The organism is Opitutaceae bacterium (assembly GCA_041395105.1).
In the GTDB taxonomy this organism is placed as follows: Bacteria; Verrucomicrobiota; Verrucomicrobiia; order Opitutales; family Opitutaceae; genus B12-G4.
Genome location: JAWLBB010000002.1, coordinates 316,420 through 332,577, shown reverse-complemented (window position 1 = coordinate 332,577; position 16,158 = coordinate 316,420). Strand labels below are relative to the sequence as shown.

10 protein-coding genes and 1 tRNA gene are annotated in these 16,158 nt (G+C 61.3%); 2 read left to right on the top strand and 9 right to left on the bottom strand.

Going from position 1 to position 16,158, the window contains the following annotated elements:
• Positions 1 to 10 precede the first annotated feature (10 nt).
• Positions 11 to 1,858 (bottom strand): 2-oxoacid:acceptor oxidoreductase subunit alpha, encoded by a 1,848-nt coding sequence (locus R3F07_08210; protein ID MEZ5276347.1) that lies wholly within the window; start codon positions 1,856 to 1,858, stop codon positions 11 to 13.
• Between the two features lie 186 nt (positions 1,859 to 2,044).
• Here R3F07_08210 and R3F07_08205 point away from each other — a divergent pair, with 186 nt between their 5' ends.
• Together R3F07_08205 and R3F07_08200 are read left to right on the top strand one after the other, a co-directional pair.
• On the top strand, positions 2,045 to 4,555 hold the full coding sequence (locus R3F07_08205; protein ID MEZ5276346.1) for a PAS domain S-box protein: 2,511 nt from the start codon (positions 2,045 to 2,047) through the stop codon (positions 4,553 to 4,555).
• 209 nt (positions 4,556 to 4,764) lie between these two features.
• The gene (locus R3F07_08200; GenBank protein MEZ5276345.1) at positions 4,765 to 4,959 is read left to right on the top strand and encodes a hypothetical protein; all 195 of its coding nucleotides are present in this window, start codon (positions 4,765 to 4,767) and stop codon (positions 4,957 to 4,959) included.
• Positions 4,960 to 5,000: 41 nt separating this feature from the next.
• Here the strand turns inward: R3F07_08200 and R3F07_08195 are convergent, their stop codons facing one another.
• The 8 genes from R3F07_08195 to R3F07_08160 form a co-directional block, all read right to left on the bottom strand.
• The gene (locus tag R3F07_08195; GenBank protein ID MEZ5276344.1) at positions 5,001 to 6,137 is read right to left on the bottom strand and encodes a VanZ family protein; all 1,137 of its coding nucleotides are present in this window, start codon (positions 6,135 to 6,137) and stop codon (positions 5,001 to 5,003) included.
• Between the two features lie 372 nt (positions 6,138 to 6,509).
• Positions 6,510 to 8,057: a mechanosensitive ion channel family protein gene (locus tag R3F07_08190; GenBank protein MEZ5276343.1), complete on the bottom strand. Its 1,548-nt coding sequence runs from the start codon at positions 8,055 to 8,057 to the stop codon at positions 6,510 to 6,512.
• A gap of 7 nt (positions 8,058 to 8,064) precedes the next feature.
• Positions 8,065 to 8,865 carry a M48 family metalloprotease gene (locus tag R3F07_08185; GenBank protein ID MEZ5276342.1) on the bottom strand — a complete coding sequence of 267 codons (801 nt, stop codon included), beginning with the start codon at positions 8,863 to 8,865 and terminating at the stop codon, positions 8,065 to 8,067.
• A gap of 95 nt (positions 8,866 to 8,960) precedes the next feature.
• On the bottom strand, positions 8,961 to 9,464 hold the full coding sequence (locus tag R3F07_08180; protein MEZ5276341.1) for a hypothetical protein: 504 nt from the start codon (positions 9,462 to 9,464) through the stop codon (positions 8,961 to 8,963).
• A complete protein-coding gene (locus R3F07_08175) occupies positions 9,461 to 11,539 on the bottom strand; it encodes an adenylate/guanylate cyclase domain-containing protein (protein ID MEZ5276340.1) in 2,079 nt (692 codons plus the stop codon). Before R3F07_08175 ends, R3F07_08180 begins: the two co-directional genes overlap by 4 nt.
• Before the next feature lie 315 nt (positions 11,540 to 11,854).
• A complete protein-coding gene (locus tag R3F07_08170; protein ID MEZ5276339.1) occupies positions 11,855 to 13,015 on the bottom strand; it encodes a radical SAM protein in 1,161 nt (386 codons plus the stop codon).
• A gap of 309 nt (positions 13,016 to 13,324) precedes the next feature.
• Positions 13,325 to 13,400: transfer RNA gene (locus tag R3F07_08165), tRNA-Phe, on the bottom strand.
• Between the two features lie 183 nt (positions 13,401 to 13,583).
• The gene (locus R3F07_08160) at positions 13,584 to 16,082 is read right to left on the bottom strand and encodes an SNF2-related protein (GenBank protein MEZ5276338.1); all 2,499 of its coding nucleotides are present in this window, start codon (positions 16,080 to 16,082) and stop codon (positions 13,584 to 13,586) included.
• Between the last annotated feature and the right edge of the window lie 76 nt (positions 16,083 to 16,158).

Genomic DNA, 16,158 nt, shown 5'->3' with positions numbered 1-16,158 from the left:
GGGAGGGTTGTCAATTTGTCGGGTAGGCGCTGACCGAGGCGGAGGCTTCGCCCTTGAGGCGGCTGATGCCTTCGCGGATCTCGCGGACCTTGAAAGGAAGGCCGTCGGTCTTGGTGATGCTCCGGATGGCACTGTTGGCATACCGGGCGCGGAGAATGGTCGCCATTTGACCGAATCCGTAGAGACCTTCGTCATTCATTTCGACGACGAAGATCTGACGGAAGCGGCTGAAGATCCGCTCGAGGCCATTGGGCAGGGGGTGGATGTGACGAAGATGCAGGTGGCCGATCACGTTGCCGTCCGCCCGGGAGCGTTTGACGGCTTCACGTATGGGACCGAAAGTGGAGCCCCAACCGATGATCAGGGTGTCTCCTTCCTGATCGCCGAAGACCTCCGGGCGGGGAAGACGCCGGCCGAGATGCTTGAGCTTTTCCCGGCGCTTCACCGTCATCCGCATATGAAGGGCGGGATTGGCGGTGGGATGCCCGGCTTCATCGTGCTCAAGGCCGGTCACGGTCGGATAAATCCCCCCCTTCATGGCGGTGCCGGGCGGGGCGTGGCGCGTCGGTTCCTTCAGGGAATAGGGGATATAGCCTTCTTCCCTCGGGGTCAGATCCGGGGTGGGATCGACATAGAGCTCAGCCAGGTCCGGCTTGGAGAAAGCCTCAATCCGGGTCGCCAGGGACTGGTCGGAAAGAATGATGACGGGGACGCTGTATTCCCGGGCATAGCGGGCCGCTTCGACAGCAACATAGAAGCAATCCTCGACATTCATGGGGGCGAGAACGATCCGCGGAGAGTCTCCGTGACTGCCGTAGATGGCCTGAAGCAGGTCGCTCTGCTCCACATTGGTCGGCAGGCCGGTGCTGGGTCCTCCACGCTGGACATTGACCACGACGAGCGGGATCTCGGCCATGACGCCCCAACTGAGCGCCTCCATTTTCAATGAGAGACCCGGCCCCGAACTGCCGGTGACGGCAAGGTGTCCGGCATAGGAGAATCCCAGGGCGGTGGAGACGGCTCCGAGCTCGTCCTCAGCCTGGACAAAAGTACCTCCGTATTTCGGCAATTCCGAACGGAGGAGTTCCATGATGGTGGTCCATGGCGTGATCGGGTATCCGGAACCGAAACGGACGCCCCCGGTGATGAGGCCGTGGGCGAGTGCCGTGTTGCCGTCCATCGTCACCTGATCGGAATCATCGACGTTGGCATTGGGTTCGAACTGGAAGAAACGAAGGAGAACGTTGTCGACCTGGTAGGCATAACCGGCGTCGAAGGCGACGAGGGCATTTCTCAGGATATCCTCATTCTTGGAACCGAATCGTTCCTCCAGCAGTCCGCGAAGTTTGCGGACATCGAGACTGAAGATTCGTGCCAGGAGGCCCAGCACGTAGATGTTCTTGCCCTTGTCCTTGGCCGCGCCGCCGACCGCCTCGATCGTCTGGCCGGTGATGGGGACACCCACGTAGACGAACCTCTTGTCCGTCAGATCCGGTTTCACATGATCGATATCGTAGAGCAGGACGCCGCCTTCCCGGAGGAATGAAAGATGGTTCTCGTAGCTGTGCTGGTAGAAGGCGACGAGGAAATCGGCGGAGTCTCCAGCCGAGAGGACCTCTCCGGAGCCGATTCGAACCTGAAAGATGGACGGTCCGCCCGAGATGGTCGACGGGATCGTCATGTAGGTCATGACCTCCTGGGCACTGCGTCCGGCCAGTCGGGCAAGGAACCCGCCGATGGTCTGGATGCCGTCCTGGGAGTTTCCGGCCAGGCGGATGGTCGCGTCCTCGATGGAAGCCTGGGGCTGGCCACTTGGGGACGGCGTGCCGGAAGTCGATGGAGGGGTGGGTGAAACCATGGCGTGATCGGGCAAATCAGATGGGTTGCGGTGCGGGTGTGTCCTAGACTCGACTCACGTTAGGTCAAAATCGCAAATGATCGATCGGAAAAAACGTTGGTTTGTGCGACCGAACAGCCTAGGGTGAAGGGAATCTGTGGTTCGGGCACGAGTCGTCCGACCCGATCCTGAAGATCCCTTTCCACCATGGCCCCCCTCATACCCAGCGACGATCACGGCAGGGACCGGGACGATCGCCCGTCGGACAGTTCCTGGATCGAGGCCGACATCCGTCTGATGGCCGCCCTGCGTGCGGCCGTCAACCAGCATGCCGATCTCGCGATCACGGATCGCGAGGGCGTCATCCTGCACGTGAATGAGCGTTTCTGCGCCATCTCGGGTTATTCCCGGGATGAACTGGTCGGCCGGGACCACCGTATCGTCAGTTCCGGGTTCCATCCCAAGTCCTTCTTTCGCGACATGTGGGATACGATCCTGGATGGGAGGATCTGGAAAGGTGAAGTCTGCAATCGGGCCAAGGATGGAGGACTTTATTGGCTGGATACGGTGATCGTGCCGCAACTTGGTCCTTCGGGCCAGGTGGAGCGGTTTGTCGCCATCCGGACGGACATCTCACGGCTGAAGTCAGCCGAGTCGTATCTAAGGGCGCTCAATGAGGATTTGGACGACCGGGTTCGCGAGCGAACCGCGGAACTCGAACGGGCCCGGGCACAAGTTGATGGTCTGAATACCCAGCTGGAGGCAAGAGTGGCCGATCGGACCCGCCAGCTCCAGTCGGCCAGCGATCAGTTCAGACTGCTCTTTGAGCATGCTCCGCTGGGTGTGAGCTGGGTCGAGTTTGGAGAGACCGACGTCTATCATCTCAATGACCGGTTCTGTGAGATCATCGGCCTGCCGAAAGACAAGGCCCAGGACTTCAGAAATATCCAGAAGGTCACTCATCCGGAGGACCGGCAGCGCCAGATTGAATTCCAGGAGAAGATCAATCGGGGCGAGATTGATCGTTACTCGCTCGAGAAGCGCTACATTCACGCCGATGGCGAGGTGGTCTGGGCGAATCTTACGGTCGCTGTCCTGCGGGGGCCGGACGGCCGCGTGGCCCAGCAGTTTGCCATCATCAACAACATCACCAAGCGGAAACAGGCGGAGGAGAAGCTGGCGGCCAGTGAACGGCGCTTCCGAGCCTACGTCGAGAATGCCAGTGAGATCCTCTATGCCCTGACGCTGGAGGGACGTTTTCAGTACGTCTCTCCAGCCTGGCAGGTCAAGCTGGGCCATTCCATCGACGAGGTGATCGGCCATTTCTACGAGGAGTTTGTTCATCCGGAGGATCTGGAGATCTGCCGGAAAGGCCTGTCCCGGACTCTGGCCGAAGGTCGGTCTCCGCAGAGTGTGGAGTACCGTATTCTCCACAAGGACGGGACGTATCGGTGGCACGCTTCGAGCGGCTCGGTTGTGAGGGACGAGCAGGGGAATGTTCTCTACTTCATCGGTGTGGGCCGCGATGTCACCGCGCGAAAGCAGTCGCAGGAGGAATTGAGGGCGGCTCTCGAACGCCGGGCCGAGCTCGAGCGGATCATCGAGAAATCCCCGTCCGTGGTCATTCTCTGGCAGGCCGGGGAGGGTTGGCCCGTGGAGTTCGTATCCAAGAACATCCGCCATTTCGGTTATGAGGTGGATGAGCTTCTGTCAGGACGTGTCTCCTACACCTCGATCATGCATCCCGAGGACCGGGAGCGGGTCGCGCGCGAGGTGCATCAGTTCGCTCGTCGGGGAATCCGGGACTACGGCCAGCATTACCGGCTGGTCACCCGCTCGGGCGAGATCCGCTGGGTCGATGACCGGACAATCCTGAGAGTGGACGAGTCGGGGCGGGTCACCCATCACCAGGGGATCATCACCGATGTGACCGAACGCAAGGAAGCCGAGTTTCGGGAGTTGGAGCGTCGGGAGAACGATTTGCGGATGGCGGCCGAGATCCAGCACCATATGTTGCCGGCCACCGTGCCCCATGCCGACGAGATCGAGGTGGAGTCGCTCTACGTTCCTTCCAGTCTCCTCGGAGGCGACTATTTTGATCTCTTCCCGATCGGCGACCGCAAGGTTGGAGTGGTGGTGGCTGATGTATCGGGAAAAGGTGCCTCCGCCGCGCTCGTGATGGCGGCGTTTCGCACTGCCCTGCGCATGAAGGCGGTCGACGGAGACCGTCCCTCGGTCGTTCTGACCGAGGTCAATCGGAGTATCAAGGACGACATGCCTGCGAATATGTTTATTTCGGTCGTTTACGGGATCATGGATCTTGATTCGAGCGAAGTCACCCTGGTGGTGGCCGGGCATGAACCCGTCATCATCTGGCGCGGTGCCGAGGGCCGGGCCGAGCTGGTTGCCTCGTCGACCCTGGCAGTCGGCCTCGATGTGGACGGGCTCTTCGGCGAACTGCTGAAGGAGACACCGATCAAGCTGGCCGCTTCCGACACCCTGATCCTCTACACCGATGGAATCACCGAGGCTCTCAACCCGGAGGACGAGGAGTTTGGCCGGGCCCGGTTTCTCGAGACAATCGGCGGGTTCTCCGGGGGATCACTGAGTGACCTGATGAGGTCGGTCCAGGACCGGATTGAACTTCACTGCAGCGGCCGGCTCTCGAGTGACGACCGGACATTGCTCCTCCTGCGAAGGCGGGTGCCGGTCGCCTGACCGGTCCCCGGGGGGCGGTTGGGCTGTTCGATGGGTAATTCACCCCAAGGGAAAAGCGGACGGGGCTGACCTGCCTTTTCTTGAAGGGAATCGCTCGGCTTGTCCGGAGGGATCGATCAGGCCGTTCCGGAACGATCGACGATTGCCACTTCCGGCCTCCCGGTGTTTACTAAAAACATATCAAAGCGGAAACCTATTGTAATCTGATTATGAATACTGAAATCCCAAACAACGATCCTGTCGCGAAGGTGTGGTCCCTCTATTGGAAAATGAAGACAGACCTTCAGCAACTCACAGTGGAGCATGTCGAGGGTGGTGAGGCTGATTCCTGGAGGGAAATCTACGAGAAGGCCCTGCAGTTGACCTCCATATCGGAGACGATGTGCAAGGCCGTGCAGCCGTGAGCCCGGACGGCGGCTCAGGGAGGAGGAGCCGAAGCTGACGATCAAAGGCGGCCTCGACGGGCGAGGCCGCATGCGAGGATGGCGCCCGCCAGGGTGCCAACGGTGTTCAGGACCAGGTCGAGCAGGCTCGAACTGCGGGTCGGCATCCACGTCTGAAGGAACTCGATACCGAAACTGAGGGCAAAGCCGGCTCCCGTGGTCATCGCCATCACGGTGAAGGTGCCGGGCCTGATCGTTCGTGATCCGATAAGTCGGGCAACGATCCAGCCCAAGGGGATGAAACCGAAGAAATTGAGAATCCCGTCTTTGGAGGTGATTTCCGCGGTAAAGGGAGCAACCGTTCCGGGACCGAGGAATTCCCGGGTCAGGAATGCGGTTGCGAGAGGGAATTCCAGATTGATGGCGTTGCCCGATTGATCGGGCACCTGCCGACGGTCAACCGCGGTGGCCGTTTCCGAATCGAACTGGTAGAACAGCCAGGGAGTCGCAGGTTGGCCGGCGGGAGCGGAGCCATTCGGAGGCGCCGGATTGGTTAGGCTGCCTGGCTGATCCGGACCGAGACTCTTCCGGTAGAGCGCAAAGTGATGGAGTGTGCCGTTCCATGGGTGTTTTCCGTCCGGAGCGTTTCCCAGGGTAAGGCGACCCCGGACTGGTACCGTCTGGATGAAATCCGGCCGGTGATCGATCCGTTCACCGTTGACGGAGAAGGTGGATCCCGCCGAGTCCGATGTGATCCGAAGATGAAGTCGGCCTGACGGGAATTTCGCGGTGTCGGCGGAGATTCGGGGCAAGCGGCGTTTGTGATCGTAGTCGTCACCGTTCAGGAGGACGAGATGGTGCTGCCATTGACCGAGATACCATTGGGAAGCATTGTCGCCATTGTGGAGGACGGCGATGGCCGCAAATCCGTCCGGTGGTTTCCCCGCCATGTCAACCTCCAGATCGAGAGTGAGGCCGTGCCGGTTCACCTCAAGGACATCGGCTTCGGTGACAAAAGGCCGGGTGAAGGCGAGACCGTGGGCGCCGAAGGAAAGCCCGGGCGGATGGGCTTGCAGGGATGCGGTGTTGTGGAAGGTATACCCCCACGGTCGGACACCCGCAAAGAGCATGATGGCCAGGACAATGCCCAGAATGACCAGGCGTCGACCGGTATGCACGCTCTTGCGAATCTTCAGCATCTGGGAATCCTACGACCGGATCCGTACCGAAACCAAGTGAGTTGTCGGGTTTTTCCGCCCGCCAGCTCGATTCCGGCATGGAGATTCCAGCCGGTTTCCGCGTTTGTTCGTCGTCGACATTCTCTCCCGTTTCGCGTGGGTGGTCGCTGGCCCGGTCAATGGTGACACGCGCGCCCGGAAACCGGGATTCTCCCCGACGGGATGGCCGTGTGCCGGGGCACGCTGTGCGGCGGCCCGACCCTTGGATGGACTCAGGGTGGCGAGCCTGTCGAACCAGTGAATCGCCCTCCACTAGATTTCAGAAGGCGGGTCGAGCTCCTGCGCGACCGCCCATGCCCCGGGTAGCCGTTCACTCTTATCCGTGACACCACACTAGCGGTGATGACGTAGGGGGGAGTTCCCGGTCGAATCTCCCAGCTGGAAGAAACCCCGCAGACGGTTCATCATGGTTGCGCGGACCTGGGCCCGATGCTCCGGGGTGTCTCCGCCTGCGGATTGTTTCTCATTGGTCAGCTGTCGTTGAGTCAGGAGCTCGGTGAGTCGGGTCAGGGTCTCCGGATTCTTGCGGACATAGGAGGCAAACGCCTCTTTCCGGATCTCCACCGCCTCAACTTCAGTGATGGCAACTACGGTGGCATTCCGGGGCTCCCCGGTGAGAAGAGCCATCTCGCCGACGCAGTCGCCGGCTCCCAACTCTGTCAGTACCACGGTTTGACCGTTGCGCGTCAGGTTCACTCTGACCCGCCCCTGAACAATCAGGAGCATGGATTCGCCGACTTCGCCCTGTTCGATCAGGTGTTCGCCGGAGGCGAACAGGACCAGCGGGCTGTTGCGAACGATCTCAGCGATATCCTCGGGCGCGAGGAAGCCGAAAATGGAATGCCCCCTGAGGGCAGCCGAGGCGGCGGCACGAGCCTTGTCTTCCGTCCCGGGAGGTTTGGGGCGGTGGAGTGTGACGATGGGGAAGGGGATTTCCATGCCGGCGCGCTGGACTGCATACCAGCAGTGTGCGCGAACGTCGCTCATGATCCGATTGAAGGGGCCGTGGTCATCGATCCAGACCTTGACCTCGTAGTCGATGGACGAATCGGCGAAGTTCTTGACAAAGACGCAGGGCGCAGGGTCCGCGCAGACCCCTTTCACGCTTGTCGCCGCCTCACGCAACACGTCCTGCGCCCTTTGTGGCGGCACGTTGTAGTGCAATCCGATCTGAACGCTGATGGCATGCCGTGTCGTCGGCCGGGCGAAATTGGTGATCGTATTCTTGGTGATATGGCTGTTCGGCACGTCGATCAGCACTTCGTTGTTGGTGATCAATCGTGTGGATCGCCAGGTCACTTCGACGACACGCGCGTGCTGTCCGTCGACCAGCAGCCAGTCTCCGGAGGTGAACGGTTTCTCCAGGTAGATGGAAAGACCGCCGAAGATATTGCCCAGCAGGTCCTGCATGGCCAAACCGAGGATGATCGCGATGACCCCGGAACCCGCCACCAGCCCCGGGACCTTCAGACCGTAGACGAATTGCAGAACCGCCAGGGTGGCCGCCACGAAGACAAGGATCCCGGTGGTGTCGGCCAACAGACGCGGTGCGTCCGCCGATTGTCCATCGGGTTGGGTCGTTCGCCAGAGAAAATGATTGATCACCCGGATGGCCGGCATAGTCGCAAGCAGGATGAGGGCGGCCGTGAGGTGCGGAAGAAACGCCGTGTTCCAGTCCGGATCCACCGCCACGAACCGTGCAGCCAGTTGGACTCCGGTGAGCATCCCCGCGACGCCCGCAAAGGCATGATAGGTCCAGCCGAAGCGCAGGCCGGGGGTCTTGCGCAGCAATTGGGCGGCTCCGATCAGGACGAGATAGACCGGCAGGGCAAGACCTGCGGCGACCAAAGCGGCTTTCAGCAGGATGACATCTCCGTTCATGGGGCGGTCAGGATGCGGACGATGCGGCGGGGGGAACCGGCGGCGCCGGGTCCTTGGGCAGCTTGCGCAGACGATCCGCGGCCGGGGGGTGGGTCGAGAACACCGGTCGAGTCTTGTTCTTCTCGAGTTCTCTCAGGGTCTCGATGACCGCACGCAGCCCACCCGGAGCGTAACCGGTGACTTGAGCCAGGGCGCGTCCCTCCTTGTCCGCATCGTATTCGCTTTGTGAATCGTAGCCCTTGTCCAGGAGGTTCTCCGTGATCGCGGAGACGGCTTCATCATACTGCAGGTAATTTCTGTTGTTGTCCGCCACAAGCGCCGTGATTCCGGAAAGAAACTCCCCGCGCGCAATGATCTTGAGTGCGTGACGACGGTCGATGTGGGCGATCTCGTGGGCGAGCACGCCGGCGAGTTCGTCGTCCGACCGGATGATCTCGAACAGCCCGCGGGTGATGAATACCCGTCCCCCCGGTGCGGAGAAGGCGTTGATTGATTCCGAATCGAGAATACCGAAGCGCCAGGTCAGATCCTGCCGAAACGCATAGCGCGATAGCGAACGACCAACAAGATTGAGGTGCCTGGTGGCGGTTTCGTCGCGCCAGACACCGCCGAAACGACCGACGATTTCGAGGGACACGGCGTCGCCTATGGCGATCTCCTCCTCGAGGGACAGACCGGTTGCTCCCTTGGCAACCTTCTCCGCATCGCCCGCCGTCCTGGTGACGTCCTCAACCACCTTTCCCAGGTCGCCGAGTTTGCCCAGGCCGGGAAAGCCGGCATCAAGATCGATGGGGACCGCGACGAACACGGAAAAACCCGAGAGAATCAACAGAACCAGGGAGGTGGGTCTGAGGCGAGACGCCAAAGGCACCCGCGGCCGGTGGGACAACCAACCATTCGGGTTCATCTCCGGTACTCTCCCTTTGCGTTCTCCTGCAGGTAGGCGATGACTTCGTCTTCCGGCAGTCCTGCTGAGGTGGTATCGACCCATTCGACATCCGCCTTGTCCTTCGCTTCGCTGTGCCGGGAAGCATAGCCGTCGGCCGCCTCTGTCAGCGGTCTCGCTGCCGCTGCCGTGTCGGTCGAATCCGCCGTCACCCGGGTCAGTCCCGTTGCTGGAGCGAGCGTTGGTTTCTCACCGGCCACGTTGCCCTCGAAGACCCAACCGGATACTTCGTCTGCCTGGATGCCAAGCCAGGCGCCCCGGACTTCCCGGACCTTGAGCGGAACTGCAAAGCCGACTTTTCCCACCGGGGAGGCGAGGGGTTTTGGCTCGGCCAGAACCGGAGTGTCGATTCGTTTCGACCAGGCCGTGTCGCCCACCTTGAAGGCTGCGAACAGAGTGATCAAGGCGAGGCCGATGACGCCGGCGATGGCGAACCTTGGGGTGCTGTCACCTGACTTCATTTTGTTTGGAGTTGCAGAACGGGTTCCCAATCCGAAGCCGGAGGATCTGCGGCGAACCGCCTTGCCTCCGTCAGATAGCGTGTGGTCATAAAATCGTCCGGTTGCAAGACCGCAGCCGCGGTCAAAGCCTGAACCGCCTCGGAAAACCGCCGCTCACAGAAGGCGTTGTAGCCATTTCGGTAAGTGGTAACGAATTCCTGGAGGGCGGCATTGATCTGCGGGTGTTCTCCGAGTGGCTCAAAAACTTCGACCGCCTGCTCCTTGCCCTTGACCCGCAATCGGGCAACCGGACGAAGTGCGACTTCGGAAGCGACCCTGGTCGCGGTCTCGGGTCCGATCAGGATGTCCGTGTGGAACTCCTTGTTTGCCCCTTCAAGGCGAGAGGCGAGGTTGACCGCATCTCCCAGCGCCGTGTAGTTTTTCTTCCGTTCGGATCCGACATTGCCCACGACCACCTCGCCGGTGTTGATGCCGAAACGCACACCGATGCGGACGCCGAAATCCTCATCCAGTCGGTCGTTGAGTCTGGACAGGCGCCGGCGGCATTCCAGTGCCGCCCGGCAGGCGGCCAAGGCGTGATTTTCGAGTAGTTCGGGGGTGCCGAACACGCCCATGATGGCATCGCCGATGTATTTGTCGAGGTAACCGCCCTGGTCGAGAATCGGCGCGCTGAGTTCTTCCAGGCAGGTATTGGTCAGGCCGACGAGTGCTTCGGCGGAAAGTCTTTCGGAGAGCGGGGTGAAACCGACGATGTCGGAAAACAAGACGGAGACTTCCCGTCGTTCGCCGCCGAGTTTCAAAGCTTCGGGGTTCTCGATCAATCGCTTGACGACCTGAGGGGAAACATAGGCGCCGAACCAGCCTTGAATTTCCCGCTTGCGGGCCTGCTCCGAGCGAAAACTCTCCACGGCAACCGCGGTAAAGGCCAGCACGGCTCCCACCACCGGAGTCGCGGGCGGCAACCAGAAGCCGAGATCGAAGAGAGCCGCACTTGCTGTCAGCGAGGCGAGGGCGGCGCCACCGGCGATCAATCCCGGTCGGCGCAATCCCATTCGGTGTCTTCCGCTCAATCCGATGGCCATGACGACGAGGACGAGGGGGGTGAGCCCGGTTCCGATCGGGTTGATGAAGTCGTGGAATCTGAGATTTGCGGCGGCCGTCCAATGGACGATGACTCCCGGTTCGGGTGCGCCCACCGGTGTGGCGACGGCGTCAAAGGCTCCGGCGGCGTTGGCTCCGACGAAGACGATCCGACCGCGTACCTGGTCGAAGACCTCTCCCTGCGGCCGTTCCTCGTTTTCCAGCGCATGGATCAGGCGCCCGGGATCCAGATCGGGCACCTCGGTGGTTGCCCGATCCAGCATCCACCATCCCTCCGCAACGAAGGGTGCCGCCGGGACGGCGGGAACCCCCCTTTCCTTCAGTCTTTCCAGATTTCCGCGCCAGCGCAGGAGCGGGAGACCCGGTATCGGGATCGACGAATCCCGATCGAAAGGAATGGATTCCGCCAGGGATCTGTCGAGGGGGTAGCTGCGGATGATGCCGTCCGAATCGGGCCGGGAATTGACCAGACCCCAGCGCTGCCGGGATTCAAAGAGTCCGGGGTGGACTTTGCGGAGTTCCTCGGGCCAGACCACCGGCAATTGGAGAACGTTGCGATCGAGGTCGGATTTCGCCGCGAGGGTTACGTTGGTCAGGCCGGCGGCCACGGCACCGAGAACCGCATCCTGTGCGGCGTCCGAGTTTTCCAGAAACAGGAGATCGACGACGATTTCACGGGCACCCGACCGATCCAGAGCGATGAGGAGGGCGGCGAAGGCAGCTCGCGGCCATGGCCAGCGCAAGTTGAAGGGGTCTCGGCCAAGTGCCTGGAGCGATTGCTCGTCGATCAGGACGAATGCCGTATCCTCCGGGACGGGTACGCGGGATTCAAACTGGCGCTGCAGACGGTCGAACCAGAACCGGTCCAAGGGGGCGAATACCCCAAGGAAGGTGAGAAATGTGACGACGATGATGACGCCGAGAGGAAGCGCGATCGTGCGGAGGGCCAACCGGAGTGCCGTGGGACTCGACATGGCAGCAGCAGAATCAGGGACTCGGATGAATCATCGCTCTTCCAATGGGTAGGGTAGGGAGGCCCGCGTCCGGACCTCGGGAAAGACGCATCGTGGCGGCTACAGTCCCAGACCGGATTTTGAATGGCAAGTACTGCGTTGAACGAGGGCGACGGGACTTCGCCGCAGGTGGAGGGTCAGGTTCCCCATAAGGGAGTTCGGGTGGGTGGAGTGCGATGGGAATGCATTCAGCAGAAAGGCTATCGACGAGGGGACGTCGGCATCACGGACCTGGATCGTTCCGTTCGTGTAGTGGGGAGGGTTTATCCGGTGGATCTACAGATACTGATCGGTCTTGTTTGTGAATCGGACTCTGATGCCGATCTGCCTGGCGGCCTTATCGGCCGCCTGAATGCAGGTCTTTGCCTTGATCGGATCGTTTTGAATCATCTGATCGGAATAGATAAATTCGAATCCATCCCGTTCCAGTTTCCATTCTGGTTTGTCGCCGAAGCTGAAGAGCTGTGAGATATCAGCCGCATCTACCCCCATTTTCCCGCACAGCTTCACGAAATCCACCAACTCGTCGATGTTGGCCATCATCAGTGTCATATTCGCGTAGATCCGAAGGTGGCTATTCGGGCTCGCCCGCCGGGCCCGAACGAGGTTTTCCACCCCGTTGATTGCCCTGCTGAGGTCGTCGCCACGAATCTTGCGGTAGGTTTCAGGTGTAGCCGCATCGACCGAGACACTAATCTCGGCCAGACCGGACTCGACGATCTTTGATGCGGTCTCCGGAGTTATCTGGCTACCATTGGAATTGGTTCGACAGTAAAGGTCATCACGGCCTTTGATTCTCTCGGCCAAGGCCCAAAAACCCGGGGAGAGTGTGGGTTCGCCCAATCCATCCGCCACCATTTTCGTGGCGCCATCAATCTGACGATCCAGAGCTTCAATCCACTTCAGTGGCATGTCGTGTGGATTGGTGATCATATCCATGCCCTGCGGACACATCACACATCGGTAGTTGCATCTTGTGGTCAGTGCGAGCACGACATCGACCGGGTTGTTCCTAACGACTGTCGCACCACGCGAATACTCGAGTAAAGTGAGGATCGCGTTCCTCCGGGGAGTCTCCGTTCCGAAGGCCTCATCGTCTCTCTCCGATGATCTACCGGACACAATTCTTCGAAACAGTTTCCGGGGATTAAGGAGCGAGAGTTGATTGCGCAACCGGTATTGCTTGCGCTCGTCGATCCCGTCGAGGAGGTAGTGCTCGAGTCCTGACGAAAAGCGACGCTCATCCAGCGCCAGACGGACGTCTGGATACTTGCTCAGATACCATTCTTCGTCAAAGTCTCGGGCGAAGGACTCCGTGAGGTGCAATTGCTCCTTCCTGACGCGAATCGCAGGATGTTCTCGCTGGAATGGGCATTCTGTCGACTCGCATACCGGGTGGACTTCGTTTTTCAGGATGGCCTCCCGGACCTCTTGCATGGCCGGACCGTTCCAGATTTCTTCGAAGGGTTGCTCCCCCAGATTCCCGACGGTCTTGCTGCCGTTGCAGCACGGACGGACCTCGCCATTCATCGTGACGATGACTAAATGCCACGGGAAGAGGCACTTCCGGACTGACATGGTCTGGTTCTACTGGACCCGACGACCAGGGGCAATTGAAAAGGTTCAGTTGACTGATGTTGAGTGGAATCTCGGTCCAGATTCTCAATGAGTTCTGTTTCCTGGCGCAGACCCCAATAGACCCACTGTCCCCATCTTTTGGTGTAGACCCGATCTTAAGAGACTACCTGGTGGCCAGACCCGGAATCGAACCGGGGACACAAGGATTTTCAGTCCTCTGCTCTACCAGCTGAGCTATCTGGCCTCAGGTAAAGGGGACAACAGATAGGGGCTGCCTGCGGGTCGTCAATGGGAAATTCGGCGAAAAGACCTGCGAGCCGGATCTGTTGCCATGGCCGAGTCTGCAGGAGAGACAGTGCACCTGGATTCGACGGACGATCGAGCAGTCCAGTCTCCGGTGAATGAGGACCGGGGAGCCTTGTGGCGCTCACTCCGTCTCGAGGAGTGAGCGGAGGTCGCTTAAGTCGAGCCTAGCCGTGCTGGCGTCGCTGGCATCAAAGACCTGCTCGAGCATGCGGCGTTTGCCCTCCTGCAACTCAAGGACCCGCTCCTCGACCGTGCCGGCGGCGATCAATCGGTAGCTGGTGACCACCCTGGTCTGACCGATCCGGTGGGCGCGATCCGTCGCCTGGGCTTCGACGGCTGGATTCCACCATGGGTCGAAGTGCACGACGGTGTCGGCGCCGGTCAGATTGAGCCCGGTTCCGCCCGCCCGGAGGGAGATGAGAAAGAGGGGGAGACTGGAGTCCTCATTGAAGCGATCGACTTCGGCCTGGCGGTTGCGGGTCTTGCCGTCGAGGTAGGCGTAGGGGATGGCGTCCGCGTCGAGTTCCTCCCGGAGGAGATCGAGGATGGAAACGAACTGCGAGAAGAGGAGAATCCGGTGTCCGGCATCCATGGCCTCGTCGAGGAGTTCGCGGAAGGCGGCCAGCTTGGCGGACTCGGCGGCGGGGCGGCCGCGCTCGATCAGTCGGGGGTCGCAGCAGATCTGGCGCAGGCGCAGGAGCAGCTTGAAGACGTGGGTGCGGACGGCACCCTCGGAGGCACCGGACGATTCGAGGGCCTCGAGTTCCCGTTGACCCTCGTGACTGAACCGCTGGTAGAGGTCGCGTTGGGCGGGCTCGAGGTCGCAGTAGACGGTTTGCTCGATCTTCTCCGGGAGTTCCGGGGCCACATCGTTCTTGGCTCGGCGGAGGATATACGGTCCGGCGAATCCGGCGAGTTGGGCGTCGTACCAGCGTTTGTCCTCTCCCCGACTCTGGGGGGGAGGTGATGGAGCGGCGCCGGGCAGGACGAATTCGAGAAGGGTGCGGAGGTCGTCCAGGGAGTTCTCGACCGGGGTTCCGGTCAGAACGAACCGGCTGGCCGACCGGAGGCCAAAGAGGGCCTGGGCATTGAGGCTGCGGCGATTCTTGGCGTGCTGGGCCTCGTCGGCGACAATCGTGGTCCAGGAAACTGCGGAAAAGAGATCGCGGTCCCTGACCAGGGTGCCATAGGAGGTGACGATGAGATCGGGTCGGAGGGCGTCCCGGGGAGTGACGAGGCGCTGGGATCCGTGGTGGACGAAAACCGTGAGCTCGGGAAAGAAGCGGGAGGCTTCCCGGCGCCAGTTCTCCAAGAGGGAAGCGGGACAGACGATCAGGGCTCCGGCGGACAGATCGCTCTGCTTCTGCGGGGTGAGGATCGAAGCGAGGAAGGCGAGGGCTTCGACCGTCTTTCCTAGTCCCATGTCGTCAGCGAGGATGCCGCCCAGCCCGCTCCGGTGCAGATGGTGCAGCCAGGCGGTGCCGATTGCCTGGTAGGGTCGCAGCAGATTCGCTGCGTGCCGGGGGACGGGTGCCGGGCTCAACTTGGAGAGCAGACGAAGCGGGGCGCTTCGTGCCTTCCAGGCCTCGGGTGGGGAGAAGTTGGGATTGATGGTTTCGAGGAGTTCCTCGACTTGGGCGAGCCGGGCCGGGCTGACCCGGTGGGTGCTCGATGGCATGAAGGGACGTGAGCGGTCGCCGCTGAGCGCCTGCTGGACATCCCGGATCTGCTTGATGCGCTCGGGATCCACCAGAAAGACAGAACCCTCGTTTTCGAGGTAGTGCCGTCCGGCGGTGAGGGCTGCCTGAACGGATTTGCTCGAACCGGCGCCGGCATCCACCTCGAGGTGCAGGCGGAAGCCCTCTGCGTCTTCACTCGCCCGACAGCTCAATTCGGCTCTCCGGAGATGCGAGGTGTTTTTTCTGAAATTCTCGGTGAAATCGGCGCTGTAGTGGGTTTCGAGAACGGTCCAGTATTGCCCGAGAAAGTTGAGGGTCTTGTGGCGGTCGCGCAGCCACCAGCGCCTGTTGGATGTTTCGAGGCGGAAGCCGGAGCGTTCGAGGAGTTCGCGCAGTTCTCCGTAACCGAAGAATCCGCGATCGGGCAGACGAACCGAGAGGTAATGCTCGGATCCATCGATTGAGGGCGGATCTCCTGAAGAGGGGAGAGCCGGTCGGGCCGGGCGAGGCACGGGCGCAGTGTCGTCCGCGCTCCGCGAGGCAGGAGGGCCATTGCCCGGACCCGATCGGTCGGGAGGGGGGAGGTGATCGCTTACCGCCGCCAGCGCCCCGTCCTGCCAGAGGATGGGCTCGAGGGGTTTGTTGACCCAGAAGAAGGTCTGCTGATCACGGAGAAGCCCCAGGAGTTGGAAGAGTTGGTGGCGGGTCAGCTGGATGAAGGTGGCCGGGGTCCCGCCGCACCATCCGGCGATGGCGAAGAGCGCGCTGCGTTCGGCATCTCCGAGGCCCGCGAAGACGGATTCATCGGCCGATTCCGGACGAATGACGAGGCCGGGACCTCGAACCAGCTCCACCTTAACCGGAATGGCATCGCGCGGGGCCACCCGGGCGAGATGAGGTGGGAGCAGAAGCTTGAGATGCAGGGCGGCGGGTTCGTTCACTGGGAGTCGGTATCGCGGGAGAATGGATCGGACGCAAGTGTCGGAGTGTTGGTGACCCTGTCCAGGTGCGGTCTCC

Coding starts and splice junctions, on each gene's coding strand:
- R3F07_08210 (MEZ5276347.1), bottom strand. CDS start 1,858: ATGGTTTCACCCACCCCTCCATCGACTTCCGGCACGCCGTCCCCAAGT.
- R3F07_08205 (MEZ5276346.1), top strand. CDS start 2,045: ATGGCCCCCCTCATACCCAGCGACGATCACGGCAGGGACCGGGACGAT.
- R3F07_08200 (MEZ5276345.1), top strand. CDS start 4,765: ATGAATACTGAAATCCCAAACAACGATCCTGTCGCGAAGGTGTGGTCC.
- R3F07_08195 (MEZ5276344.1), bottom strand. CDS start 6,137: ATGCTGAAGATTCGCAAGAGCGTGCATACCGGTCGACGCCTGGTCATT.
- R3F07_08190 (MEZ5276343.1), bottom strand. CDS start 8,057: ATGAACGGAGATGTCATCCTGCTGAAAGCCGCTTTGGTCGCCGCAGGT.
- R3F07_08180 (MEZ5276341.1), bottom strand. CDS start 9,464: ATGAAGTCAGGTGACAGCACCCCAAGGTTCGCCATCGCCGGCGTCATC.
- R3F07_08175 (MEZ5276340.1), bottom strand. CDS start 11,539: ATGTCGAGTCCCACGGCACTCCGGTTGGCCCTCCGCACGATCGCGCTT.
- R3F07_08170 (MEZ5276339.1), bottom strand. CDS start 13,015: ATGCAAGAGGTCCGGGAGGCCATCCTGAAAAACGAAGTCCACCCGGTA.